This window comes from Rhodococcus sp. C3V (genome assembly GCF_029269915.1).
Taxonomy (GTDB): Bacteria; Actinomycetota; Actinomycetes; order Mycobacteriales; family Mycobacteriaceae; genus Rhodococcus_F; species Rhodococcus_F qingshengii.
In genome coordinates this window covers 411,913-437,347 of sequence record NZ_JARJBE010000001.1, presented here as the reverse complement: position 1 = coordinate 437,347, position 25,435 = coordinate 411,913, and the positions used below count along the sequence as shown (strand labels likewise).

The following is a 25,435-nucleotide window of genomic DNA, read 5'->3' as shown; positions in this document are numbered from 1 at the left end:
GACGACTCAAGATTCGTCGCCGTCGAGCCGGAAGCCGACCTTCAACGTGACCTGGAAATGCGCCACGGCGCCGTTCTCGATGTGACCGCGAGTTTCCACCACCTCGAACCATTCGAGGTTGCGCACCGTCTCGTTCGCCCGGGCGATGGCGGTGCGAATTGCCGCGTCACTGCTCTCGGTGGACGAGCCGACGATCTCGGTCACCCGGTACACGTTGCTGCTCATGGCATTCCCTTCGTGTCAGATTCGACGAACCAACTCCTGCGCCTCGGCGCCGAGCCTCGCAAGGCGAAGATCACCGAGAGCTGTCACAGCACTACCCAACCTGTTGGTGGTGAAACCGAGCGAGAGTCCGCTGGACAGGTCCGCATACGCGCCTGAACCGCCGACTCCGTAGTGGCCTATCGCATTCCGCGGCTGCCGCCGCGCGGCAATGATCGGCGGGTGGTAACCGAGAGTCCAGTTGGGCCGCACCGCCAGCACGTAATCCCGATCGCGAGTCTGGATGGTCGACATCTGGTCGATGGTCGATTCCTTCAGGAACCGCTTCCCGTCGATCACGCCGCCGTTCGCGATGGCGCCGTACATCTTCGCGAGAGCACGCGCGCTGAACACTCCGTTCCAGCCCGGCATGACGGCGTCGTGGACAGCCGGGTTGCGCACCATGACGTCGAATCCGTCCGGCATCGCGGCCTCCGCGAGTCCGCGAGTCGGACCGACGTGTGAGAGCACGGTCGACGCGAAGGCCCAGTTCAAGCCGGCAGGGTTGATATGTGGGAACAGCTTCGCGATCCGTGGACGCTCGGTTTCGGGTACGCGGTACCAGAATTCGTCGACTCCGAGGGGCTTCGCTATCTCCGCTTGTACGACGTCGATGAACGGCTGACCGGACACCCTGGCCACAAGTTCGGCTACCAACCAGCCGTAGGTCACAGCGTGATAGCCGGGGCCTCGAAGCCGACGCGGATCCGGTTTCTCGGCAGCCAGGGCGGCAACGACCGCGTCGTAGTCCATCAGGTCGAGAGGATGCGGCATCAAGCCGCGAACTCGGTGAAGGCCCGCGCGATGTGACATCAGTTCCCGGACGGCGATCTTGTCCTTGCCGGCCGCCGCGAATTCAGGCCAGTACCGAGCAACCGGGGCGTCGTAGTCGATCAACCCACGTTCGGCGAGTCGGTGAACGACGGTGCTGGCGACGCCTTTGCCGGTCGAGAACGACAGCGACACCGTGTCGTGGTCCCAGCGCCGATCACGATCGGCATTGCCGGCCCAGATGTCGAGCACTTTCTCGCCGCCCAGGTACACGACCAGCGCGCCGCCGCCTTGTTGCGGTTGGCGATACATCGCGAAGAAGCGGTCGGCCAAGGGAAGGAATCGCCGGTCCACGTACAGCTCGGTGCGCGAAGGCACCTCCACCCGGGCGAGTGAACCCCGTCGTGCACTGGGAGTCATCGCGTCCTCCGATCCCCGCTGATCAAGTTGCCCGGTCACCCGATCGGTGGCAGGAGCTTGACACCATTGTGACCACTGTCACGCAAGAGGCTCAGGGCCGGGGTGCCCTCACGGGGTGACCCACGTCGAAGTGCCGTCGCTGAAACATCCCTGACCTGTGGCGATATTGAAAACAAGGGTGGGACCACCTGAGCAGATCGCCCCGACGTCCGCGTCACCCACTGCCGCTCTGCCGCCAGGTCCGCTGAGCACCACGGCAAAGGGTGAGGAGTCGGTGCGACCGAGTGCGAGCGAACCCGGGCCGTACGCGACCGCGGCAAGTAACCCACCGCGCGACTCCGCCGCAGCAACGCCGCCGAAGAGGCCGAGGCCTGCCGACCTGCCGCCGTCTCGAGAATCCGCGACGCCGACGCCGTCGCCCTCGACGTGTGAAATCGCGTAACTGGAGGGATCTGCCACCGCTCGGCACGCGGATGACCCGTCGACGATCGTCTGATCTTGCCCGCGCGCCGAACAATCCAACGTCGCGGCAGACGCTGTTCCGCTACCGAGTGACAATCCGAAGGCGGCAAGAATCACGCCGCCCGCCGCTAAGCTTGCTGCTCGCATTTTCCGGCGATCCATATCCAACCCCCACAGTGCATTCGACGTGACCGTACATTCGACGTCTGATCGAATTACCCGATATGTCCGCCTCTGACGCTACCCGTCTTTGTTCTTCCGATCGCGGTCCTTGCTCGGTTGAACACGTTTGGGTTCACCGGGCATTTTGGGATAGTTCGGCGGGTACGGCAGATCGCCCAGTCCTGCCGCCAGATCCTTCTCCCACATCTCCAACAGAACATCGAGGGCAAAGGCCTTGTCGTGCATGGCTTCCATCGGATCACCACGATCGGCGAGCAAGCCGGGAACCGTGGCGATGGTGCAGTCGTCTGGATGCACGTCGCGCAGTTCGTCCCAGGTCACCGGCGTCGACACAGTTGCGATCGGCGTCTTACGAGCGGAATACGCCGCCGCGATCGTCCGGTCACGGGCATTCTGATTGAAGTCGATGAAGATCCGTTCACCCCGCTCTTCCTTCCACCACGCGGTTGTGGCGCGATCGGCACTACGACGCTCGACTTCACGAGCAAGGGCGATACCCGCGTGACGGACCTCGACAAAATCCCAGCGCGCCTCGAGCGGGATGTAGACGTGAAGGCCTCGGCCACCGGACGTCTTGGGAAATCCTTCCAATCCCAACTCAGCGAGCAGAGGGCGAAGGACCTCGTCCGCGATGGCAACGGCCTCGTCGAACCCGGTCCCCGGTTGCGGATCGAGATCGATGCGCAGTTCGTCCGGGTGGTCGGTGTCCGGGCACCGCACGGCCCAGGGATGAAACGTGACAGTCCCGAGATTGGCGGCCCACACGATGTTCGCAGCACTTCGCACTCGAAGGACGTCGGCCTTGCGACCCGACGGGAACGTGACCTCGCAGGATTCGACGTGCTCGGGCCGTTTTGCCGGCAGCCGCTTCTGGTAAACCTCTTCGCCCTCGATGCCGTCGGGGAATCGCTGAAGATGCGTGGGCCGATCTTGGAGCGCCCGCAACGCTGCACCCTGCAGCGCCACCGTTCGGTAGTACTCGACAAGATGCCGTTTGGTTCCGCCGTCCTCACCCAACTGCGGATAGTAGATCTTGTCCGGGCTCGACAATCGGACCGCGATCCCGTCGACGTCCAGTTCAGCTGCCGGGCTCGCCATCACTTACCGCCTGCAAGAACATCCGCGAAGTCGTATCGCACCGGAACCTCCAACTGATCGAATGTGCATTCGTCGGGCACCCTGTCCGGACGCCAGCGCAGGAATCGTGCAGCGTGCCGAAAGCGTTCCCCTTCCATCTGGTCGTACGCCACTTCGAGCACCCTCTCAGGACGAAGCGGAATCCAGGAGCGGTCTGCGGCCGATCTCCACCGGCTGGCCTCTCCCTCGGCTACAACGTCGTCCCCGAGGCGCAAAGGTTCGAGTTCGGCCAACAACTCGATCCGCCGCGCCGCGGTGAAAGCAGAAGCGCCACCGACCATCTTCAATTCGGAACCGTCGTACAGACCAAGAAGCATCGACCCGATACCTGGCTGACTCTTGTGGGGACGGTAGCCCAGCAGTACGACATCCGCGGTCCTGGCGTGTTTCACCTTGATCATCTCGCGCTTGTTCGGCAGGTACGGTCCCGCCAGCTTCTTGGCGACAACCCCGTCGAGACCCGCGCCTTCGAAGGTTTCGAACCAGGCCATTGCTTCGGCGCTGTCGGCCGTCGCTGCCGTGAGGTGGCAACTCGGCCCGCCACCGACGCAATCGAGGAGCAACGCACGTCGAACCCCGAAGTCCTCGATCGAGACGTCGCGATCCCCGAGCGCCAGTAAATCGAACCCGACAAATTGCGCGGGCGTCTGTTCCGACAACAATGCGACGCGGCTCGCGGCGGGGTGAATCCGCTCGGAGAGCGCTTCCCAACTCAGGCGCGTCACACCGTCGATCTCACGGGGAACCACCAGTTCTCCGTCCACCACACATTTTTCGGGCAATTCAGACTTGACGGCTTCCACCGCTTCGGGAAAGTACCGCGCCAGGTCCTTTCCTCCTCGCGATCCGAGCACCACTTCGTCACCGTCACGAAAGATGATTGCTCGAAATCCGTCCCATTTCGGCTCGTACGACCACGTCGGGTCACCGGACTCGGGCTGAGGCGGCACAGTGGCCGCAGCCTTCGCGAGCATCGGGGCAAGCGGCGGCATCAGGGGTAGCTCCACCTACCCATACTGACAGTCCGGTTGGCAATTCGACTACCGATGTATTGGAATAGGTCCCGAACAATCCACGAACCAACAGAATTATCCAAGAATCAACAAAGGGGTCCTTATGTCCGGAATCGTCCGGCGACTTTGCACTGCGGTGATCGCAACTTCTGCAATCGCCGCCTTCACCGTCGGTTGCGGTTCCGACATCGAGCCGAAAGCCATTGCGGAATCATCTTCCTCGGTTGCCGATTCGACCACTACCTCCGCGGCCCCGACCACCTCGAAGATCACCGGCCAGGAGGGCTCGGACGACGGCGGCGACGTCGACATCGACGTGTCGATCGGTGATTGCGTCAAGCTCGGAGGCACCACGACGGCCGCAGAAATCGACAACGCGGACTGCGGTAGCAAGGATTCCAACTACAAGGTGGTCGCCAAGGTTCCCACCTCTGATCTGTGTGCCTCCGATGTCGACTCGTACTACTACGAGACCCTCGCGGGTGACGAGCAGGGCGCTGTCTGTCTCGACGTCGACTGGGTAGTCGGCGGATGCATGGACCTCGGCAGCGGAATGGACGAGCCCGCCCGCATCGAATGCTCGGATACCAGCGGCACCAATGTAGTCGAGGTCGTCGAAATCCTGCAGAACTCCACGTCGATCGACGAATGCGGTTCGGGGGCAGACTCGGGATTCGAGCACCCGGAACGTAAGTTCACGGTCTGCGTCGCAACGCTCTGATTCGAGCGCCCTCCCGAAAAACACCTGTGCGCCTTGCCAACCGATCTCGGTTGGCAAGGCGCACAGCGCTTTCTACAGCCGGCACTTTCTACAGCCAGCCCCGACGCTTGAAGATCGTGTAGAGACTTCCACAGGTCAGGAACATCATCGAGAGCGCAAACGGATAGCCCAAGTGCCAGTGCAGTTCCGGCATGTCGTCGAAGTTCATCCCGTATACGGTTCCGATGAGCGTCGGCGCGAAGAGAATTGCCGCCCACGCCGAGACCTTCTTGATCTCCTCGTTCTGCGCGTAGCTCGCCTGCGTCAGATTGCGCATCTCCTCGTTCTGGTTCTGCGACACCAGAGTTGCGTTCACCGTGAGGATGTTTCCGAGCAACTGACGAAAGCCGTCGGCCCGCTCCACCACAGTCGTCGCATGGTCGGTGACGTCGCGCAGGTATCGCTGGAGTTCCTCGTCCGTGTGGTACTTGTCGAACCCTGCCGACAACCCACGCAGCATTCCCAGCAGCGGACGCGTCGCCCGCTGGAATTCGATCACCTCACGGGTCAGTTCGTAGATGCGACGCGAAACTCCGGGATCGCCACTGAATACTTCGGTTTCGATCTCGTCGATGTCGTTCTGCAGTCCGGCCACCACCGGGGCGTACCCGTCGACGACTGCGTCGAGAATGGCATAGAGAACGGCCTCGGTACCCAACCGCAACAGGTCAGGATCGTTCTCCATGCGAGTCCGCACCGCCGACAGATCCGGCGATTCACTGTGACGGACGGTCAGAATGAAGTTCGGACCACAGAAGATGTGCAACTCGCCGAATTCGACCCGCTCGGTCTCGTCGCGGTACCGCGCAGCACGCAGCACCACGAACAGTGTCTTGCCGTAGCGCTCGAGCTTGGGGCGCTGGTGCGCGACGATCGCATCCTCGACCGCCAGTTCGTGGAGGTCGAAATGTTGTGCAGCGGCATACAACTGGGCGTCGTCGGGCCGGTACATGCCGATCCACGCCATCGACTGCGAATCCGGAAGGCATGACAGTGCTTCCGCCAGCGTGGACGGTGACGCTATCCGCTCGCCGTCGCGGTACACGCCGCTGTTGACGACGGTCGATTCGACGGGCGCCACCGCCTCGGGCGGGGCCGCCTTGACGACGGTGCGTGCGGCACGCGAGTGTCCGGGATGTGAGTCACCGAGCCCCGCGGAACGACGCGGCAGTACCGAACGTGAACGACGAAATTCGCGCATGCTGAACAGCTTTCGAGGGAAGAGTGAACGACGACGCTTGCTTCACAGCAAAGCCGAAGCCGATGAACACACGATGAAGCTGCAGCAAAATACCGGATCAACCCGGGCGGCTACAGCTTCAGTTGGTACTCGGAGGTTGGCCACGCATTACAGCCACACCTCCTCTTCCCTGAATTCCTACGCAAGTCCGCGCACGACGCCAACATGCTACCCCGACTGTCAGAGCACGACAAACCGAACGACAAGCCGCAGGACAGCACGAACCGGTCGGAGAAAACCCGCTCGACGAATGCAGCTTTCAGTCAGTTCGCAGCGCGCAATCCGCCGATCAACAGTTCGACGATCTGGTCCGCCAACGACTCCGTCTCCGCCAACGTCTGCCCTTCACGCCTTCGGTACCAGAGGTCGATGCCGTTGAGACTGCTGAGGAGGACTTTTGCCGCCATTCGAGGTGAGCCCGCACGAATGGAACCATCCGCGACACCTTCGGTCATCACGTCGACGAACAGATTCTCGTAGTCGAGTCGCAGCGAATTCAGTTCCACGAGGACTTGCTGTTGCCTCGGCTTGAGCGCGGAGTTCATCTGACCGCGGACACCTTGGTGGATCGTGTGGTGGTACCCGAGATGTGTCATGAGATTGACCAGGTGGGCGTGCGACATCGCTTCGAGACGCGCGAGGCCGCTTTCTGCCCCGCCCATCCGAGACTCGACCTCAGCGCGGAGCAGGCTCATCCCGCGCTCGTAGATTGCCAGGTAGATGTCGAACTTCGAACGAAAGTGGTAGTAGACAAGACCTTTGGTGGCGCCGATTCGATCGGCCAGTAAATCTACAGTCGTGGCCGCGTAACCGTCTTCGGCAAAGGCGTCGGCGGCGCTGGTGATGATCGCGGATCGCACGTCCGGAAGATCACTACTCATTCGACTTCCACTCCCATTCACACTGCCTGCCGGCCCTTGACTGTTTCCACGCCATCGCATAGTAATACTCAGTAGTATCCCAGATCAGAGAGGTTTTCCAATGTCGTTGGATTTTTCCGGCAAGGTAGCGATCATCACGGGCGCAGGCGGCGGACTCGGCCGTTCACACGCATTGGCCCTCGCCGCACGCGGCGCACGCGTCGTCGTCAACGACATGGGTGGCTCGGTCAACGGCAGTGGCGGCGCTGATACCGCAGCAGCCAAAGTAGTGGCGGAAATCGTCGAGCTGGGCGGCGAGGCCATCGCGGACCACTGCGACATCACCGACGTCGACGCCGTTGCCGCCATGGTCGCGACGGCCGTGGACAAGTGGGGCCGCGTGGACATCCTGATCAACAACGCCGGAATCCTGCGCGACAAGTCGTTCATCAAGGCCGAGCTCGACGACTTCCGCAAAGTCATCGACGTGCATCTGATGGGTTCCGTCATCTGTTCCAAGGCAGTCTGGCCGCACATGGTCGAACAGAACTACGGACGCATCCTCATGACTACGTCGGCATCGGGAATTTACGGCAACTTCGGCCAGGCGAACTACGGCGCCGCGAAGTCCGGCGTCGTCGGCCTGATGAACGTTCTCGCCATTGAGGGCGAACGCAAGGGCATCCGCGTCAACTCGCTGGCCCCGACCGCCGCGACCCGCATGACCGAAGACCTCCTCGACGAGAAGACTCTCGCTCTGCTTGCACCCGAATCGATTTCACCCGGCGCACTGTTCATGGTCTCCGATGACGCACCGACGAAGACCATCCTCAGCGCCGGCGCCGGCGTCTTCGCGATCGCTCGCATGGAAGAGTCGCAGGGCGTCTACATCCCCGAAGGCGCACTCTCCCCCGAGGTCGTCGCCGAACGGTGGTCCGAGATCAGTGACATGACCGATTCCGTCCAGGTGCCCGCGGCGTTCGATCAGACCCGCCGGTTCGTCGAGAAGGCCGTGGCGGAGCAGCCCAGCAATTGAGCAGGGCAACCAGACAACTGATCGACCCCGCTCCCCCTAAGGTGTGGTGGTGACCACACCTACGGGAGTATCGATCGTCGACATCGTCGACAGACTGGGAATGACGTTCCTCAGCGGTGGCGACACCGTCGACGGCGCCCGCACTGTCAGCCGCGTGACCCTGCACGAAGGGTCCGAAGCTACCCAGGACAGTGCGGGCGCCGTCGTACTCGGCGCAGGTCTCGCCGGTTCGGCCGATATCGCAACGGCGGTAAGAGAATACGGCTCGGCAGGTGCGGTAGCGCTGATCGTCAAAGAGCCCCTGGACTTCGACGGCCTCGTCGAGAAGGCGGTGGCCGACACCGACGTCGCACTCCTCGGAATGGTCAAGGATGCAAGCTGGCTGCAAAGCGCGTCGTTGATCAACGAGATCCTCGAATCCGGCAACAACGGGGACCGCACGTCGGCCGCCGACGCCGACCTGTTCGATCTTGCCAACTCGATCGCTCAGGTATTGAACGGCCCGGTCACCATCGAGAATCAGTCGAGCCGGATCCTCGCGTTCTCGGCGGATCAAGCCTTCGGCGACGAGGCACGTAAGCAGAGTGTCCTCGGACATCAAGTGCCGCAGCACTATTCCGATCGGCTCAGGTCAATGGGGTATTTCAACAAGATCTACGGCTCTACCCTGCCGGTATTTCTACCGGGTATCGGGCCGGGCATCAGGCCCCGCGTCGGCATGCGAATACATGCGGCATCGCAGATCCTCGGTTCGATCTGGGTGATCTTGGACGAGGAGCCGAACGAATTGCAGGTCAAAACGCTCGTCGAGGCGGCGGGCGTGGCCGCGATGAGTTTGCTTCGCGCCAAGCTGGCCGCGGATTCGGCACGACGGCTGAGGTTGGGCGAGGTGATCACGTTACTGAGTGGCGGCACTTCAGCCAAGGAAGCGGCCGAGCGACTGGGCTACGGCCGCTCGAAGGCAAACGTACTTGCGGCCGGCTTCCGTAGCGGCGCCGGTGCATCGTTGGAGGCCGAAGCCGATGTCGATCAACTGGCCCTGACACTCAATACCTATCTCGACCAAGTATTTCCGCTGTCGGTGGCGGCAGCGATCGGCGGCACCGTCTACGCCGTCATCCCACACACCCGGCACCAGACCGACGACGACTACGTGCGTCGGATCGCGTCGGAGTTTGCAGACCGTTCCCGTTCGGAAAAGTCGGTGGTCATCGGAATCGGTGCGACAGTGGCCGACGTGATGACGCTGGAGAAGTCACGCGACGAAGCCGACCGAGCGCTTCGCGTTCTGAGGTCGACGTGGAATTCCTCGGGCCGGACCGTCGCGCGCGCCGACGACGTGCAGATCAATTCCCTACTTCTGCGCCTCTCCGACTCCCTGGCGGACGAGAACGAGACCGCATCGGGTCCGCTCGCGGTACTGCGTGAGTACGACCGCAGTCACGACATCAACCTTGTCGACACTCTCCGCGCCTGGCTCGACACGTTCGGCGACATTCCGGCTGCTGCGTCCTTGGTTCACATCCACGTCAACACGTTCCGGTACCGCCTCAAGAAGCTTGCCGGGATTGCCGGCATCGATCTCGATGATCCGGAAACTCGATTCAGCCTGATGCTCCAGCTTCGTCTCTTCCATCCGACAATGTTGTAGCGATCTACCAAGTCTCACGAAACATTCGTAAATCCGGACGATGTTCTCGTTCTTTTGTTGGGTGAAGATTCAAGCAATCGTCTTTTGCTCCTGACCCGACAGACCTCGCGTCACTCGGGCGGGACCACACCTTCCGGAGGCACCATGAAACAACGGTCCTACGCACTACTGGCCGCGGCAACGGGCACCGTTCTTGCCCTGACCGCATGCTCGTCGGGTGGCTCATCAGGTTCTGGTGGGAGTGAGCCTCTCACCGACGGCACCTTCAAGTTTGCACTCGTGGCCGACCCCGGGGCACTGAATCCGCTGATGACTGCCGCTTCACCGGCACACGCACTGGCACGTCTGAGCTACGACTATCTACTCAACCCAGATCCCGATACCGGCGTCACCAAGCCGTGGCTCGCCGAAAAATGGGAAGAGACAACTACTTCCGCGTCGTTCACCATTCGCGACGGCGTCACCTGTACCGACGGATCCGCCCTGACTGCTCAGACTGTCGCAGACACCGTCAACTTCATCACGAACGCCGCAAACAAATCCGCTCTCCGCGGGGTGTACGCACCGGCAACTGCAACTGCCAACGCCGACCTCGCAACACGGACAGTGACGGTTACGACTCCGGAGCCCTCTCCCTTCCTGCTCCTCAATCTGGCGCGGATTCCGATCATGTGCGAGGCAGGGTTGAAGGATCCGACGGCGGCAAACAAGACGACCTTCGGATCGGGCATGTTCCAGATGACCGAGGCAGTCGCCAACGATCATTACTCCTACGTTCGGCGCGACGGATACAACTGGGGACCTGACGACACCACCTCCGACACTGCCGGTGTACCCAAGAATGTCGTCGCATCCATCATCACGAACAACAGCACAGCGGCCAACCAGGTGTTGTCCGGTGATCTGAATGCCGCTGCCGTCTCCGGCCCCGATCAGGACCGCATGAACGCCGCGAACTTGGATACCGTCAAGCAGCCTGCTCCAGCGGGCGAGATGTTCTTCAACCACAGTCCCGGCAATCCGACGAGCGATCCTGCCGTACGCAAGGCGCTGGTCCAGGCTCTCAATCTCGACGACCTCGCCGAGATCTTCACCGCCGGCCGCGGAACCCGATCGACCACAATGGTGTCCATCGAACCGCGGGCCTGCATCTACGACTCTGTCGCCGGAAACCTACCGGACTTCGATACCAGTGCGGCCGCAGCAACTCTCGAGTCTGCGGGCTGGAAGGTCGGCGCGGACGGTAAACGCAGCAAGGACGGCACACCGCTCCGAATTCGGATGGTCTACGAGACGTTCGGCGACGCGACCGATGCTGCCGCCGACGTCGCAGTCAACGCGTGGAACGACCTGGGCGCCACCGTTGAACTCACCAGTGGAGACTCGAACAAGATTCTCGATGTCGCACTCAGCGGCAAGGACAACACGGCGTGGGATGTCGCGTGGGAGCCGATCAACGTCGCGCTGCCCAGCATGCTGGTCCCCTTCCTCTCCGGTCCGGTGCCCGCTGCGGGAATGAACTTTGCGTCGATCTCCAACCCGGCCTACGACGCAGCCGTCACCAAGGCTTCCGGGCTGACGGGCGAGGACGCTTGTGCCGCTTGGGCAGACGCTGAGTCCGAGATCATCAAAGCAAACTCGGCGGTACCTTTTGCCGACAAGATCACGACTCTCTACTTCAACAATGCGGGTCTGGCATTCGGCCGTAATTTCACCGGTTCGGCCCTGCGCCTGTACCAGTAGCGCTTCGACGTCCTGCCCGTTCGACAACTGTGCACAGACGCTCGGAGTCGACCGGGCAGGGCGACCGTAACTCACTACGAAGAGTCTCCGAACTTTCGTGAATCGCCACGATACGACTGAGGGGTCGCCACGTTAGTGTCGTCCAATCGTCATTCGTTCCTTGCCCGCCGCATCTGTTTTCGCCTTGGGTCAAGGATTCCGCCACCGGAGGCTCCATGAAGAAACGTACTTGTGTCGTGCTGGCAGTCGCCGGCTGCGCGACCCTTCTTTTATCTGCTTGTTCGTCAGGAGGGTCACCCGGCGGCAACAACGGCCGACCCGTCACGGACGGAACATTCCGGCTGGCACTGTTCGGTGACCCAGGAGCGCTGAATCCATTGATGACCACGTCCACTTACGCCCACAGTCTTGCGCGTCTCAGCTACGACTATCTGATTCACGTCGATCCGGAAACCGGGGACCCCGGGCCCTGGCTGGCCGAAAAGTGGTCAGAGACAACCACTTCAGCCGGATTCACCATTCGTGACGGTGTCACGTGCTCCGACGGATCTGCGCTGACCGCCCGCACCGTCGCAGACAGCATCAACTTCGTCACCGACGAGACCAAGGGGTCTGCTCTCCGTGGGGTCTACGTGCCGGCAACTGCAACTGCCACTGCTGATCTCGCGGCCCGGACGGTGACGGTCACTACCCCGGAACCGTCCCCGTTTCTGCTTCTCAACCTGGCACGCCTGCCGATCATGTGCGAGGCGGGATTGACAGATGCGGCAGCGGCGAACAAGACCACCATCGGGTCCGGCATGTTCCAGATGACCGAGTCCGTCGCAAACGATCACTACACCTTCGCCCGGCGCGACGGCTACGACTGGGGACCCGACGATACGACCTCTACTACGCCCGGTCTACCGGAAACCGTCGTCGCGTCGATCGTCCCGAACATGAGCACCGCTGCAAACCAACTTCTGGCAGGCGATCTGAACGCTGCACAGGTGTCCGGCGCGGATCAGGACCGATTGAACTCTGCGCCGCTGGATACGATCAAGCAACCCTTCCCGTCCGGCGACATGTTCTTCAACCATATGCCGGGTAATCCGACAAGCGATCCGGCGGTGCGGAAGGCTCTCGTCCAATCGCTGAATCTCGACGACCTCGCCGAGATCTACACCTCAGGACGTGGCACACGTTCGAGCACGATGGTCTCCGTCGAACCACGCGCGTGCGTCTACGACTCGGTCGCCGGCAACGTACCCGACTTCGATCCGACAGCAGCGGCAGCAACTCTCGACACGGCGGGCTGGAAGATCGGAGCCGGCGGCAAGCGGAGCAAGGACGGCGCGCCGCTGCGAATCCGACTGCTCTACGAGGCACTCGGTGACTCGTCCGACGCCGCGGCAGATCTTGCACTCACAGCATGGTCGAACCTGGGCGCAACCGTCGAACTGATCAGCGGCGATGCCAACAAGATTCTCGACGTCGCACTGAGCGGCAAGGACAACTCCGCATGGGACGTGGCGTGGGAAACAATCAACGTTGCAGTGCCGAGCATGCTCGTGCCCTTCTTCTCCGGCCCCGTTCCGGCCGACGGACTGAACTTCGCGTCCATCTCCAATTCAAACTACGACGCAGCGGTAGCCAAGGCGTCAGCGGTCACCGGCGATTCCGCGTGCTCCGCATGGGCGGAGGCCGAGTCGGAAATCGTCAAAGCCAATTCCGCGATTCCGTTCGCCGACCAGATCACCACGCAGTATTTCTCCAATTCGGGGCTCGCCTTCGGACGCAACTACGTCGGCTCCGCTCTTCGGCTGTACCAGTAGACCGCCGGTAGCGACCGGGGAAATCGTCGTGTTTCGCCGGTCGCTGTCGGTATACGGACAGGTATTCACTGATCCTGACGGTTTTCGTGGGAGCGGACGAAAATCGACCCGATTTTCGTGAGGATCGACAGAGATGCGCGTCACGTCATGCGCCAAGATTTAGCAGTCAACACTCAACCGCGCCCTCACGTTTTTCGCTCGGGCCCCTGCTCCATCACGGAGGCACCATGAAACACCGCTTCTATCCAACACTTGCGGCAGCCGCAGGGCTCACGCTTGTGTTGTCTGCTTGTGGCTCGGGAGGCACGTCCTCGGGCGCCAGTGGCGGTGAACCGGCCACCGACGGGACCTTCCGTTTCGCCCTGCAGGCCGATCCGGGTGCACTCAACCCGATCATGTCGGCCGCCTCGGCGACCGCCGAGTTGTCGCGTTTGGCGTACGACTACCTGATCTACCAGGATCCCGATACCAGTGAAGTCGGACCGTGGTTGGCGGAGAAGTGGGAGGAGACCCCGACCTCGGCGTCCTTCACCATCCGTGACGGGGTGACCTGTACCGACGGATCGACGCTGACACCGCAGACCGTCGCGGACAACATCAACTTCGTGGCCAACCCGGACAACGGTTCACAGTTGCGCGGGTCCTCCGTGCCGACCGGCGCCACTGCGACTGCCGATCCGGCAACGCGCACTGTCACGGTGACCACTCCGGCGCCGAGCCCGTTCCTTCTTCTCAACGTCGGTCGCCTGCCGATCCTGTGCGAGGCCGGATTGAAAGATCCGACAGCGTCGAACAAGAAGTCGCTCGGCACCGGCATGTTCGAAGTCACCGAAGTTGCCGCCAACGACCACTACACGTTCCAGCGTCGCGAGGGCTACAACTGGGGCCCCGACGGCACGACCTCCGACACCCCGGGCGTCCCCAAGACGGTCGTCGCCGCCATGTCGCCGAACGTGAGCACCGCCGCAAATCAGCTGCTCTCGGGTGAACTCAACGCAGCTCCGATCGCCGGTCCGGACAAGGACCGCGTCGCGGCAGCCAATCTGGACTCCGTCGGTCGGCCTCTGCCGGCAGGCCAGATGTACTTCAACCAGATCGCGAGTAATCCCACCAGCGATCCCGCAGTGCGCAAGGCCCTGATCCAAGCGGTCGATCTCGACGACCTCACTCAGGTCATCACCGCCGGACACGGGGTCCGGGCAACCAGCCTCGTCGCCGTCGAACCGCGCGCCTGCGTTTACGACTCTGTCGCAGGCAACATTCCGGACTTCGACCTCACTGCCGCCAAGGCAACACTGGACGGCGCTGGTTGGACCGCCGGCGCTGACGGCAAGCGAAGCAAGGATGGCAAGCCGCTCAATCTCCGCCTCGTGTACGACGGCACCGACGATCCGCGCAACGCGGCGGCCGAACTTGCTCAGTCGGCGTGGTCCGAACTCGGCGCAAACGTCGAGGTGACCGGGGGCGACTCGAACAAGATCATCGACGTCATTCTGAGCGGCAAGGACAACTCTGCCTGGGACATCGCCTGGGTCCAGGTCAACTCCTCGCTGCCCAGCACCTTCACTGCGTACTTTGCCGGGCCGGTTCCCGCAGCAGGCAAGAACTTCGGATCGGTCAGCAACCCCGCCTACGAAGCAGCAGCCACCAAGGCTTCCGGTCTGACCGGTAGCGACGCTTGTGACGCCTGGGCCGACGCCGAGTCGGAGCTCACCAAGACGATCGCGGCCGTGCCCTTCGCAGACTCCGTCATGAACGTGTACTTCAACAAGGCCGGACTCTCATTCGGCAAGTCGCTCAACGGTTCTGCGCTGCGTCTCTACCAGTAGGCCGTCCGCCCACTCTGAAATATCTTCCCGCCCCAGCATCCCGCCCTCCGGAAAGACAGCCCATGAGTCAAACTATTGAAGCCGCGAAACCAGAAGCGGCGCCTCAGGCTCGAGCAAAGTGGCTCGAGTCCGACAGCTGGCCCGCATATCTTCTGCGTCGTTTCGGCACCTTCGTGATTTCACTCTGGGCGCTGGTGACTGCGGCGTTCCTGATGCTCCAACTGATTCCGGGAGACCCGGTTCGGTTGGCTCTGGGAATGAACGCACCGGTCGAACTGGTCGAGACAACGAGGTCTCAGCTCGGTTACGACCTTCCCTTGTGGCAGCAGTACTTCCGATTCGTCGGCGGGTTGCTGAGCGGGAATCCCGGTGACTCGATCACCTTGAGGACTCCGGTCTTCGAGGTGATCGCGTCCCGCCTACCGGCAACACTCGAACTGGCTGTACTCACAGTCGTCACGGTGCTGCTAGTGGGCATTCCGATCGGCCTCATCTTCGCTGCACTGACCCGCAACGGTCGACGACGCGGAGTCGAGATCGGTTACACCGCAACGTCGGGCACCATCGCCGTGATCCCCGAGTTCATGTTCGGTACGGCGCTGGTCTACCTCTTTGCCGTCACGTTCCCTGTTCTGCCCGTCGCCGGCCGAGGTGGACCGGAAAGCTACATCCTCCCGGTCGCGGCCATGTCGATCGGTGCCATCGCCTCGATGTCACGCATCGTCCGTGCAGAGGCGCTCGGCGTGTTGGACATGGACTACATCCGTACGGCGCGCGCCAAGCGAATGCCCGTGGCACGAATCTACTTCCGTCATGCAATGCCCAACCTCATGACGTCGACGCTGACGCTCGCCGGACTCCTCCTGGGTGGTCTGATTGCCGGCACCGTGCTCATCGAGAGCATCTTCGCCTGGCCCGGCATGGGCATGGCGCTGGTCAAGTCCATCACCGAGAAGGACTACCCGCTCGCCCAGACACTGGTCGTGATCTACGGCGCCATCGTCCTTCTCATCAATTTCATCGTCGACGTGGTGCTCGCTCTCATCGACCCACGATCCACAATTCGGGAGAACTGAGTTGAGCACCTCACCTACGGCCCCCACTGCGGCCCCCAAGACGCCCCCGCGACGACACTGGATCGTCGGAACGTTCCGCACCCCATTGGGAATCCTGGCCCTCACCTTCCTGACCGCTCTGATCGCCCTCGTCATCTTCGGACCGATGATCTGGGGTGACGCCGCTGTCGCAGCCAACCCGAAGGCACTCTCTCAGGGACCGAGTTCCGAGCACATCTTCGGCACCGACGCCGGCGGGCGTGACGTCTTCGCCCGCACGATGACCGCCGCGAGACTGTCGGTGCTCATGGCTCTCGGAGCCGTCGCACTCGGTGTCACAATTGGCCTGATACTCGGTACGCTCCCGACGCTCGCTCCCCGCTGGGTCGGACGAATGGTCGTGGCATTCCTCAACTTCGCCATCGCATTCCCCGGACTGCTCCTCGCGATCTTCCTGTTGGTCGTTCTCGGACAGGGTGCTGGCAGCGCGGTGATCGCCATCGGTCTCGCCCTGGCCTCGCCGTTCGCGAGGTTGACGTACGCACTGGCTTCGTCGGTCAACGGACGCGACTTCATCGACGCAGCACGCATCCTCGGGGTTACCAAGCCGGGGCTGCTGTTCCGCCACATTCTCCCCAATATCCGTGAACCACTCATCGTCAATGCCAGCATCGCTGTCGGCAGCGGCCTCGTGGTCTTCGCCGGACTCTCGTTCCTCGGCTTGGGCATTCAGCCGCCTGCATTCGACTGGGGCCGGATGCTCAACGAAGGTCTGTCGAAGATCTTCGTCAACCCGGCCACCGCACTCGCCCCCGGCATCGCCGTCGTGCTCGCCGGCTTGACCTTCACGCTGCTCGGCGAGGCCATTGCTCGCGGCGCGGGAGTTCGCAGCCCGATCAGCAGTCGCCTGCCGAAGTGGAAGCCGATCAACCGGAAAACTGCCCAGGCCGATTCGGCGCCCACCGACGAAGACGCGGTACTGACCGTCCGCAACATGTCCGTCGCAGTCCCCGCGGGTGACGACTGGCGTCGCCCCGTCGACAACATCAGTTTTACAGTTCACCGCGGCGAAACCGTGGGCATCGTCGGTGAATCCGGGTCCGGAAAGTCACTGAGTTGCATGGCAATCGCGCAGCTGACCGACCACCCCACCGTGGTCGACGCCGGGCTCATCGAGTTCGACGGCACCGTGCTGATGAAGGACGGCAAGCGGCCGGACGACGCGGCTTCGCGCAAGGTTGCCCGCCAACTCGGCACACGTATGGCGATGGTGTTCCAGGATCCGATGTCGTCCATGAATCCGTCTCTCAAGGTCGGATACCAGGTCGCCGAGATCGGTTGGCTCCACGAAGGTATGAGCAAGGCCGACGCGAAGAAGGCGGCAGTCGAGCGACTGAACGCCGTCAAGATCCCCGACGCGCCCAGGCGTGCGAAGCAGTACCCCCACGAGTTCTCCGGCGGTATGCGTCAGCGCGCGATGATCGCCATGGGTCTGATGGGTAAGCCCGCTCTGATCATCGCGGACGAACCCACCACTGCGCTCGACGTGACCGTTCAGCGTGAGGTCCTCGGGCTGCTCCACGAGGTTCGCGAAGAAACCGGCGCCGCAATCCTTCTCATCTCGCACGACATGGCCGTCATCACCGGCATGTGCACCCGTGTCCTCGTCATGTTTGCCGGCGAAATCGTCGAAGACATCGCAGTCGACGATCTGATTGCCGGCCGTGCAAAGCATCCGTACACCCGCGCGCTGATCGCCGCGGTCCCCACCATGAGCACCGATCGCGACAAGCCGCTTGCCACCGTCGACGAAGCCTGGCAGGTGGAGAGCCTCGACGCCGAGGAGAGCACCGCCGACATCGAGTTGGAAGAACTGTTGGCTGTTGCAGAGGAGATCCGATGAGCAGACTCGAATTCCGTGACGTCAACGTCCACCTCGGTAGCGGTTCGAAAAAATTCCACGCCGTCAAGAACATCAATCTCGACATCCCCTCCGGATCGGTGGTCGGTCTCGTCGGTGAATCGGGTTCCGGAAAGTCGACACTGGCGCGAGCAACTGTCGGCCTGGCCGAGCCCAGTTCCGGCCAGATCCTTCTCGACGGTGTGGACGTCGCTCACGCCCGCGGCGCGACGGCTCGTCTGCGCCACCGGATCCAGATGGTCTTCCAAGATCCGTACTCGTGCCTCGACCCGCGAATGACCATCGGCCAGTCACTCGCCGAGGCGCTGCGGTCCACCGAGCGTCGTGACAAAGCTCGGCGCAGCCGCGGCGACCGCGCTGCCGAGGTCGCTCGACTCCTCACCACCGTCCAACTGCCGGTGGAGAAGGCGCACGAATACCCATCGTCGTTGTCGGGTGGTCAGCGCCAACGCGTTGCCCTCGCGCGGGCTTTGGCAGCCGCACCGGCAGTTCTGCTTGCCGACGAAATCACCTCCGCTCTGGACGTGTCCGTGCAGGGCGCGGTTCTGAATCTGTTGGTGGATCTGCAGAAGCAGCTTGGTCTGACGGTTCTGTTCGTCAGTCACAACCTGGCGGTGATCCGCTACGTCTGTGACCACGTCGCAGTCATGCTCGGCGGCGAGATCGTCGAGCACGGGCCGGTTCTCGACGTGATCGATTCGCCCAAGGAGCCGTACACGGCAAAGCTGTTGTCCGCGATCCCGACATTCGGGGAGCCGATGTTCCAATGACAACGCCGACCACTCTCGACTCTCCCGCAGCCGTAGCCCGTGCCGAAGAACGTCGTTCGGCGAGAATCCAGGATTACGCGTCCGTGGTTACACCGACCAGCATCGCCGTATCGGCGTCGGGACGCATTGCATACGTACGTACCGAATCGAATCCGGCTGCGGATACCAACGAGCACTCGATCTGGTTGGCTTCCCCGCAACTACAGCTCACCGCGGGACCTGCCGACACCTCGCCGGCTTGGCATCCCGTTTCGACGCTGTTGGTCTTCGTTCGGCCGGATTCCTCGGGCACACCACAACTGTGGAAGGTCGACGCCACCGGGGGTCCGGCAACACAGCTGACCACCACGGCGCAGCTCCCGCTCGGCGCGGGGGCACCGGTGTTCTCTCCTGACGGCGCTCGGATCGCCTTCAGCGCCCCCGTCGACCGCACTGCCGCCGGATCGTCATGCCTCTTGGTGGCGAAGCACCTCAACTACAAGGTCGACGGATCCGGTGTCCGGGGCAGCGTTCGGGCGCACTTGTTCGAGTTCGATCTGGCCGCCGGCTCGCTTCGGCAGCTGACGGACGGCGATTGGGACGCTTCGCATCCCGCGTACAGTCCCGACGGCACCGAACTGGCTTTCACCGCGGCGATGGACGGCGACGCCGATCTGACGCGGGCGAGTTCCGCCTGGACCGTATCGCTAACTGATCTCGCCTCCACTCCGCGGATGTTGGGGCACGCACGCGGCATCGCAGGACCACTTGCATGGACACCTGCCGGCGACGCGGTCGTAGCCGTCGGTTGGCACACACCGATCATTCACAACAACGAACTTCTTGTCCTGCACCGCGACCAGCGAGTGGAAGACCGCAGCCTGACGTCCGGACTCGACCGAAACGTCATGCCGGGCGGAACCGGTTATCCCGGTGGCGCACCGAGTTTCACCGCCGACGGCGACATCGTCTTCTGCATCCGCAACCACGGCTCCACCGAACTGCACAAGGTCGATTTCGGATCAGGCTCCGTCTCACCACTTCTCACCGGCGAGCGGACAGTGGTCTCAGGCCTTGCCCTGACGTCCGGGCGAGCCGTCGTCGCGCTGGCAACGGCGACATCCTTCGGCGAGGTCGCCGTCATCGACCTCGAGACTCGTGCAGTCGAAACGGTCACCGAATTGAACACGGAACTGACAACTTCCGTCGCGTTTCCAGTCGCCTCCGAGCGTTGGTTCGACATCAGCGACGGCACCCGTGTTCAGGGTTGGATCCTGCGCGACCCGAACGTCACGGGCGCCGGTCCGCTGGTTCTGGACGTCCACGGCGGACCACACAATGCCTGGACCGGAACGCCCACCGTGATGCACGCATACCACGCGGAACTGGTCGCGCTGGGATTCACGGTCTTGATGATCAATCCGCGCGGAAGTGACGGCTACGGAAACGACTTCTTCGACGGTGTGCGGGACGGCTGGGGTGAGGCGGATCGTGCCGACCTGCTCGAACCGGTCGAAACCCTTGTCGCCGAGGGGATGGCCGATCCGAAGCAACTGGTACTCACGGGCTACAGCTACGGCGGATTCATGACGTGCGCCCTGACGTCCGTCACCGATCGGTTTGCCGTCGCAGTCGCCGGTGGTCTCGTTTGCGACATCGCGAACACAGCCGGCCCCTCGGACGAGGGCATCTTGCTGCAGACGGTCGAATTCGACCCGCAGTCATCTCGGGTACGGGAACTTTCGCCGCTGGGGCGAGTCTCCCAGGTGACGACACCGACGCTGATCCTTCACGGCGGCAGCGACGTCCGTTGCCCGGTCAACCAGGCCGAACAGTGGTTCGGTGGACTGCGTTTGGCCGGCACCCCGACCGAGTTGGTGGTTTTCCCGGACGCGTCACATGCCTTCGTGTTGACGGGTCGGCCGTCCCACCGACTGGAGTACAGCACTCGTCTCGTCGACTGGATCGAACGGCACCTCTCCCCCAAGCCCGCACTGACCACGGTCGATCCCGACTACTGGCAGTACCGACTCGACACCCTGAGTGCGAAGTACGGGGTGCCCGGCGCCTCACTGGGAATTCTGACCACAACCCGCAGCGGATTCTCCCGCACCGTGGTCACGTCCGGTGTCGTCAGTACCCGCACCGGCGTCGCGGCTACGCCCGACACGCTGTTCCAGATGGGTTCGATCAGCAAGGTCTGGACGGCCACCCTGATCATGCAGCTCGTCGAAGAAGGATTGCTGGATCTCGACTCACCTGTCCGGAACATCCTGCCGGACTTCGCAGTTGCCGACGCGGTAGCCACCGAAACGGTCACGACTCGCCACCTGTTGACTCACACCAGTGGCATCGACGGTGACGTTTTCATCGACGGCGGGCGCGGCGACGACTGCGTCGAGCGATACGTCGCATCACTGAAATCAACGGTGCAGCTCTTCGCCCCCGGCACCGATTGGTCGTACTGCAACACCGGCTTCGTGATCGCCGGACGAATCATCGAGGTTCTCCGAGGTAAGAGTTGGGACGCGGTTCTGCGCGAGCGGATCATCGAACCGCTCGGCCTGACCAAAACCACGACCCTGCCTGAGGAGACGGCACTGCACCGCGCTGCAGTCGGGCACGTCGGCGCTGCCGACGACCTCGAGCAGACACCACAATTCCTCATCCCTCGCTCGATGGGCCCCGCCGGTCTCATCAACAGCACCGCCGAGGACCTTCTTCTGTTCGCGCAGGATTCGATGCGCGAGGATCCGATTCTGCTTCAGCGGTCCACCCATCTGGCGATGCTCGAGGAGCGCCGCCAGATCGGTGACGTGTCGTCAGCGGACATCATGGGAACCACGTGGCTGCTGCATAATTGGGGCGGGGTACTGGCTCATGGCCACAATGGCGGAACTCTCGGCCAGCAGTCGTTCTTGCGAGTGGTGCCGTCGTGCGGTCTAGCCGTGGTCCTGATGGCCAACGGTGGAGCAATGGACGCTCTCTCCGGCGATCTTCTGGCTGAAGTAATCGGTTCCATAGGCGGCGTCAGTGTGACACCGGCATTCTCGCCTGGTGACCCCCACACCCGCGTCACGTCCTCACCTGAAGAACTCGATGCGCTGTGCGGCCTGTACCGCGATGCCGCAGCCGATTTCGTCTTGGAAAGGACCGGCGGTTCCCTGACCGCCCGCCGCACCGATCACATCGACCCTTCGGTCACCGCCGAAAGCGCAGAGTCCGTCTCTCTCAGCCTGATCGAAGTTCACCCTGGAGTATTCGCGACCCAACTACCTCAATCAGCGGGTTGGATCCGGATCACTTTCTCCGACAACGGGAGTACACAATTGCTACACGTCGGAAGCCGCGCGTATCCGCGAGTGAACAACCGATGACCATTCTCCGCGATCTGGCCGAGCGCCAACTTCCTCAGATCCTCGAGGACGCCATCGCGCTCATCGAAGTCGAGTCGCCGTCACACGATCTCGAAGCTGTTGCCCGCAGCGCGAAGTGGACGTCAGACCTTGTCCACGAACGACTCGGCGTGACACCGGAGTCGATAGTGACGGAAGGCCGTACCCATCTGGTGACCCGTTTCGGCAGCTCACCGACGCGGCTGATGCTGCTCGGTCATCATGACACCGTGTGGCCGATCGGCACCCTGACACGCCTGCCCGCAGCCGTCACCGACGGAGCGCTCCGAGGTCCGGGCGGACTCGACATGAAACTTGGTGTCGTTCAGGCAATCCACGCCCTCGCTATCGTCCGGGAGCTGCACGGCGACGATGCACTCGACGGAATCACACTCCTCGTGACCGGTGACGAAGAAATCGGTTCACCCACGTCGCGGTCCCTCATCGAGGAACTTGCGGCAGGCGCGGTACTGGTTCTCGAGGCCGGCGGTGACGGTGGCGAACTGAAGACTGTCCGCAAGGGAGTGTCGCTGTATCGGATCCATGTTGCCGGTCGCGCCGCCCACGCCGGGCTGGAGCCGGAAAAAGGCATCAACGCTGCAGTAGAACTGGCTCGTCTCGTGATCGCGATCAACGACTTGTCCTCGCCGGCACAGGCAACCACCGTCACCCCGACTGTCATTTCAGCCGGAACCACAACCAACACCGTTCCGGCAGAAGCCTTCGTCGACGTGGACGTGCGCGCAACCAGCGCCGCCGAGCAGGAGCGCGTCGATGCGAATATCCGAGCCCTGCAGGCAATCCACCCCGCAGCCGTAGTCACGGTCTCGGGTGGCGTCAACCGTCCCCCTCTCGAAGCGACGATGTCCGCACCGTTGCTGGCGTTGGCGGAACGCGTTGCGCTCGAGCATGATCTGACTCCTCCCGTCGGCCTCGCCGTCGGCGGAGCCTCGGACGGAAACTTCACTGCCGGCATCGGCATCCCCACCCTCGACGGCCTCGGTGGCGTCGGCGGCGGTGCACACGCCGAGACCGAGCATGCGCTCGTGTCCGCAATCGCTCCGAGAACGGCGTTGGTTGCGGGCCTTATTCGTTCGATCACGTCTGAAGGGGGCCCTCGTGTCGAAAAGCAAAGCGGTTGAGTTTCGAGAACTGGTCGATACCCGCGAAATAGCCGATCTATCCGCCGTTTTCGACGAGATCTGGGCTACCAGTCCCGGACCGGCTCATTTCGGCACTGCGATGTTGGTTGCGCTTCACCACGGTGGTCACTACGTGGTGGGAGCCTTTTCCGAAGGCGAAATGATCGGTGGTTGCGTCGGATTCTTCGTCGAGCCTCTCGGCGAGGTTCTGCACTCACACATCGCCGGAGTACTACCGGGACACGCAGGCAAGGGAATCGGCCGCGCCCTCAAGCATCATCAGCGAGACTGGTGCATCGAGCGCGGCGTCAGGACGATCCGGTGGACCTTCGATCCACTGGTCGCACGAAATGCCTATTTCAACATTCAGCGTCTCGGAGCCGAACCGGCCGAATACAACCCGGATTTCTACGGGTCGATGGCAGACGGAATCAACGCAGGCGACGCCAGCGATCGTATGCTCGTCAGTTGGGACCTCGACGTCGATGGGTCTCCGAGTTCTACTGTGGCCGTGAATGATACATTCAAGGTGCTTCAACCCACCGAAGACGGTACGCCTCGAATGCTCCCGATCCCACCCGACTGCGTCGATATCGCAGTCGGAATACCCAGAGACATCGAGCATCTGAGAACAGTCGACCGCGCCTCTGCCTTTGCCTGGCGACACGCGCTTCGCGAGTACCTCGAACCACTGATCGCCTCGAAGGAATGGCAATCGACCGGCTTCGACCCCAGCGGCTATTACATGTTCACGAAAATCTGCGAGACAACCGGAGAAGAGCAAGTCCATGCACATTGAGTCCGTCGAATTGCGCGAACTGCGCATCCCTCTCGTCTCCCCCTTCACCACGTCATTCAGCACCCAGCTCGAGCGCAACACCCTCGTCCTGAAAGTGAGCGGCACCACCGACGGCCCCAACGGTCCGGTGGAGACCGTCGGCTGGGGCGAGTGCGGCTCGCTCAGCGATCCGTACTACAACTCCGAATACACCGCTGGTGCGCGGGCGATGCTTCGCGAGTATCTCGTTCCGACGCTGCGTAAGTCGCAGTCGGATCAGCCGCTCTCGGCCGAGACGGTCGGCAGCGTACTTCACCACGTCGTGGGTCACCAGATGTCGAAGTCGGCTATCGAAATGGCAATCCTCGATGCTGAATTGCGCGCTCGTGGACAGTCTTTCGCTCGGTACCTCGGTGCCACTCGCACTCGGGTGCCCTCGGGAGTGTCCGTCGGCATCCAGGACAGCATTCCGCAGCTACTCGAAACCGTCGGTAATTATCTGTCGCAGGGTTACGTGCGAATCAAACTGAAGATCAAGCCGGGCTGGGACATCGCTCCCGTGGCTGCGGTGCGCAAGGAGTTCGGCTACGACGTTCCTCTGCAGGTCGACGCGAATGCCGCGTACACCCTCGTCGACGCGCAGTTGCTGCGCCGCCTGGACGAATTCGCACTGCTCCTCATCGAACAGCCGCTGGCCGAGGACGATTTGGTGCAGCACGCCAAGCTTGCCCAGTCCCTCTCGACTCCGATCTGCCTCGACGAGTCGGTCGAGTCGGCCAAGGATGCGGCGGATGCCATCACGCTCGGCGCCGCTTCGGTCATCAACATCAAGCCAAGCCGCGTAGGTGGATATCTGGAAGCCAAGCGCATCCACGATCTCGCCTCGGCGCACGGTATTGCGGTGTGGTGCGGCGGAATGCTCGAGACCGGAATCGGCCGCGCCGCCAACGCAGCCCTCGCGGCGCTGGACGGATTCACGCTGCCCGGCGACATCTCGGCGTCCGATCGCTTCTACAAGGAAGACATCACCGAACCTTTTGTCATCGAGGACGGCCACATCGCCGTGCCGCAGGGACCGGGCTTCGGTGTGACTCCGCGCGAAGACGTCATGGATCGCTTCACGGTCGGAACCGAGATTCTGTAGGTCCGTCACACAGTCACGCAGCAGCCACCTCCACCGTCACCCCGGAGGTGGCTGTTCGTCGTTTGTGTCGG

Annotated in this window: 20 protein-coding genes; 13 read left to right on the top strand and 7 right to left on the bottom strand. The window is 62.6% G+C overall.

The genetic code is table 11. The features are described from left to right. Window positions 1-6 precede the first annotated feature (6 nt). The 5 genes from P3G66_RS02190 to P3G66_RS02170 all read right to left on the bottom strand — a co-directional run bounded on the left by P3G66_RS02190 (window position 7) and on the right by P3G66_RS02170 (window position 4,241). Complete coding sequence (locus tag P3G66_RS02190) at window positions 7-225, bottom strand: dodecin (protein WP_003939815.1); 219 nt, start codon at window positions 223-225, stop codon at window positions 7-9. A 15-nt stretch (window positions 226-240) separates the two neighbouring features. Further along, window positions 241-1,452: a serine hydrolase domain-containing protein gene (locus tag P3G66_RS02185; RefSeq protein ID WP_276116124.1), complete on the bottom strand. Its 1,212-nt coding sequence runs from the start codon at window positions 1,450-1,452 to the stop codon at window positions 241-243. Window positions 1,453-1,560: 108 nt separating this feature from the next. Next, window positions 1,561-2,061 (bottom strand): DUF6764 family protein, encoded by a 501-nt coding sequence (locus P3G66_RS02180; RefSeq protein ID WP_007731389.1) that lies wholly within the window; start codon window positions 2,059-2,061, stop codon window positions 1,561-1,563. 93 nt (window positions 2,062-2,154) lie between these two features. Next, on the bottom strand, window positions 2,155-3,195 hold the full coding sequence (gene ligD / locus P3G66_RS02175; RefSeq protein ID WP_161120070.1) for a non-homologous end-joining DNA ligase: 1,041 nt from the start codon (window positions 3,193-3,195) through the stop codon (window positions 2,155-2,157). After that, the gene (locus P3G66_RS02170; protein ID WP_276116123.1) at window positions 3,195-4,241 is read right to left on the bottom strand and encodes an ATP-dependent DNA ligase; all 1,047 of its coding nucleotides are present in this window, start codon (window positions 4,239-4,241) and stop codon (window positions 3,195-3,197) included. The genes ligD and P3G66_RS02170 overlap by 1 nt, the downstream gene beginning before the upstream one ends. Before the next feature lie 109 nt (window positions 4,242-4,350). Here P3G66_RS02170 and P3G66_RS02165 point away from each other — a divergent pair, with 109 nt between their 5' ends. Beyond that, the gene (locus P3G66_RS02165; protein WP_007731384.1) at window positions 4,351-4,968 is read left to right on the top strand and encodes a hypothetical protein; all 618 of its coding nucleotides are present in this window, start codon (window positions 4,351-4,353) and stop codon (window positions 4,966-4,968) included. Between the two features lie 88 nt (window positions 4,969-5,056). Here P3G66_RS02165 and P3G66_RS02160 read toward each other — a convergent pair whose 3' ends face one another. After that, on the bottom strand, window positions 5,057-6,208 hold the full coding sequence (locus P3G66_RS02160; RefSeq protein WP_007731382.1) for a magnesium and cobalt transport protein CorA: 1,152 nt from the start codon (window positions 6,206-6,208) through the stop codon (window positions 5,057-5,059). Between the two features lie 302 nt (window positions 6,209-6,510). Beyond that, on the bottom strand, window positions 6,511-7,128 hold the full coding sequence (locus P3G66_RS02155; RefSeq protein WP_007731377.1) for a TetR/AcrR family transcriptional regulator: 618 nt from the start codon (window positions 7,126-7,128) through the stop codon (window positions 6,511-6,513). A gap of 100 nt (window positions 7,129-7,228) precedes the next feature. Between P3G66_RS02155 and P3G66_RS02150 the strand changes: the two genes are divergently transcribed. From P3G66_RS02150 to menC, 12 genes are all read left to right on the top strand, one after another. Then, the gene (locus P3G66_RS02150; protein ID WP_007731375.1) at window positions 7,229-8,143 is read left to right on the top strand and encodes an SDR family NAD(P)-dependent oxidoreductase; all 915 of its coding nucleotides are present in this window, start codon (window positions 7,229-7,231) and stop codon (window positions 8,141-8,143) included. 49 nt (window positions 8,144-8,192) lie between these two features. Next, the gene (locus tag P3G66_RS02145) at window positions 8,193-9,794 is read left to right on the top strand and encodes a helix-turn-helix domain-containing protein (protein WP_075835460.1); all 1,602 of its coding nucleotides are present in this window, start codon (window positions 8,193-8,195) and stop codon (window positions 9,792-9,794) included. A gap of 144 nt (window positions 9,795-9,938) precedes the next feature. Then, entirely contained in the window at window positions 9,939-11,537 is a 1,599-nt protein-coding gene (locus P3G66_RS02140; protein ID WP_276116122.1) for an ABC transporter substrate-binding protein, read from the top strand. A gap of 380 nt (window positions 11,538-11,917) precedes the next feature. Next, window positions 11,918-13,351 carry an ABC transporter substrate-binding protein gene (locus tag P3G66_RS02135; protein WP_276116121.1) on the top strand — a complete coding sequence of 478 codons (1,434 nt, stop codon included), beginning with the start codon at window positions 11,918-11,920 and terminating at the stop codon, window positions 13,349-13,351. Window positions 13,352-13,578: 227 nt separating this feature from the next. After that, the gene (locus P3G66_RS02130) at window positions 13,579-15,180 is read left to right on the top strand and encodes an ABC transporter substrate-binding protein (protein WP_030535172.1); all 1,602 of its coding nucleotides are present in this window, start codon (window positions 13,579-13,581) and stop codon (window positions 15,178-15,180) included. Between the two features lie 62 nt (window positions 15,181-15,242). Then, window positions 15,243-16,256, top strand: a complete 1,014-nt coding sequence (locus P3G66_RS02125; RefSeq protein ID WP_003940249.1) for an ABC transporter permease — start codon at window positions 15,243-15,245, stop codon at window positions 16,254-16,256. Between the two features lies 1 nt (window position 16,257). Next, window positions 16,258-18,138, top strand: a complete 1,881-nt coding sequence (locus P3G66_RS02120; protein WP_225320135.1) for a dipeptide/oligopeptide/nickel ABC transporter permease/ATP-binding protein — start codon at window positions 16,258-16,260, stop codon at window positions 18,136-18,138. Further along, window positions 18,135-18,926, top strand: a complete 792-nt coding sequence (locus P3G66_RS02115) for an ATP-binding cassette domain-containing protein (RefSeq protein WP_003940215.1) — start codon at window positions 18,135-18,137, stop codon at window positions 18,924-18,926. The genes P3G66_RS02120 and P3G66_RS02115 overlap by 4 nt, the downstream gene beginning before the upstream one ends. Continuing rightward, complete coding sequence (locus P3G66_RS02110) at window positions 18,923-22,282, top strand: serine hydrolase (RefSeq protein ID WP_276116120.1); 3,360 nt, start codon at window positions 18,923-18,925, stop codon at window positions 22,280-22,282. The genes P3G66_RS02115 and P3G66_RS02110 overlap by 4 nt, the downstream gene beginning before the upstream one ends. Next, window positions 22,279-23,442, top strand: coding sequence for a M20/M25/M40 family metallo-hydrolase (locus tag P3G66_RS02105; protein ID WP_042925004.1), 1,164 nt, complete (start codon window positions 22,279-22,281; stop codon window positions 23,440-23,442). Before P3G66_RS02110 ends, P3G66_RS02105 begins: the two co-directional genes overlap by 4 nt. Next, window positions 23,420-24,241: a GNAT family N-acetyltransferase gene (locus P3G66_RS02100; protein WP_007731362.1), complete on the top strand. Its 822-nt coding sequence runs from the start codon at window positions 23,420-23,422 to the stop codon at window positions 24,239-24,241. Before P3G66_RS02105 ends, P3G66_RS02100 begins: the two co-directional genes overlap by 23 nt. Further along, window positions 24,231-25,364, top strand: a complete 1,134-nt coding sequence (gene menC / locus P3G66_RS02095; protein ID WP_030535169.1) for an o-succinylbenzoate synthase — start codon at window positions 24,231-24,233, stop codon at window positions 25,362-25,364. Before P3G66_RS02100 ends, menC begins: the two co-directional genes overlap by 11 nt. The last annotated feature ends 71 nt before the right edge of the window (window positions 25,365-25,435 follow it).

Coding starts and splice junctions, on each gene's coding strand:
- P3G66_RS02160 (WP_007731382.1), bottom strand. CDS start 6,208: ATGCGCGAATTTCGTCGTTCACGTTCGGTACTGCCGCGTCGTTCCGCG.
- ligD (WP_161120070.1), bottom strand. CDS start 3,195: ATGGCGAGCCCGGCAGCTGAACTGGACGTCGACGGGATCGCGGTCCGA.
- P3G66_RS02190 (WP_003939815.1), bottom strand. CDS start 225: ATGAGCAGCAACGTGTACCGGGTGACCGAGATCGTCGGCTCGTCCACC.
- P3G66_RS02130 (WP_030535172.1), top strand. CDS start 13,579: ATGAAACACCGCTTCTATCCAACACTTGCGGCAGCCGCAGGGCTCACG.
- P3G66_RS02110 (WP_276116120.1), top strand. CDS start 18,923: ATGACAACGCCGACCACTCTCGACTCTCCCGCAGCCGTAGCCCGTGCC.
- P3G66_RS02115 (WP_003940215.1), top strand. CDS start 18,135: ATGAGCAGACTCGAATTCCGTGACGTCAACGTCCACCTCGGTAGCGGT.
- P3G66_RS02105 (WP_042925004.1), top strand. CDS start 22,279: ATGACCATTCTCCGCGATCTGGCCGAGCGCCAACTTCCTCAGATCCTC.
- P3G66_RS02140 (WP_276116122.1), top strand. CDS start 9,939: ATGAAACAACGGTCCTACGCACTACTGGCCGCGGCAACGGGCACCGTT.
- P3G66_RS02155 (WP_007731377.1), bottom strand. CDS start 7,128: ATGAGTAGTGATCTTCCGGACGTGCGATCCGCGATCATCACCAGCGCC.
- menC (WP_030535169.1), top strand. CDS start 24,231: ATGCACATTGAGTCCGTCGAATTGCGCGAACTGCGCATCCCTCTCGTC.
- P3G66_RS02185 (WP_276116124.1), bottom strand. CDS start 1,452: ATGACTCCCAGTGCACGACGGGGTTCACTCGCCCGGGTGGAGGTGCCT.
- P3G66_RS02180 (WP_007731389.1), bottom strand. CDS start 2,061: ATGCGAGCAGCAAGCTTAGCGGCGGGCGGCGTGATTCTTGCCGCCTTC.
- P3G66_RS02135 (WP_276116121.1), top strand. CDS start 11,918: ATGACCACGTCCACTTACGCCCACAGTCTTGCGCGTCTCAGCTACGAC.
- P3G66_RS02125 (WP_003940249.1), top strand. CDS start 15,243: ATGAGTCAAACTATTGAAGCCGCGAAACCAGAAGCGGCGCCTCAGGCT.
- P3G66_RS02165 (WP_007731384.1), top strand. CDS start 4,351: ATGTCCGGAATCGTCCGGCGACTTTGCACTGCGGTGATCGCAACTTCT.
- P3G66_RS02150 (WP_007731375.1), top strand. CDS start 7,229: ATGTCGTTGGATTTTTCCGGCAAGGTAGCGATCATCACGGGCGCAGGC.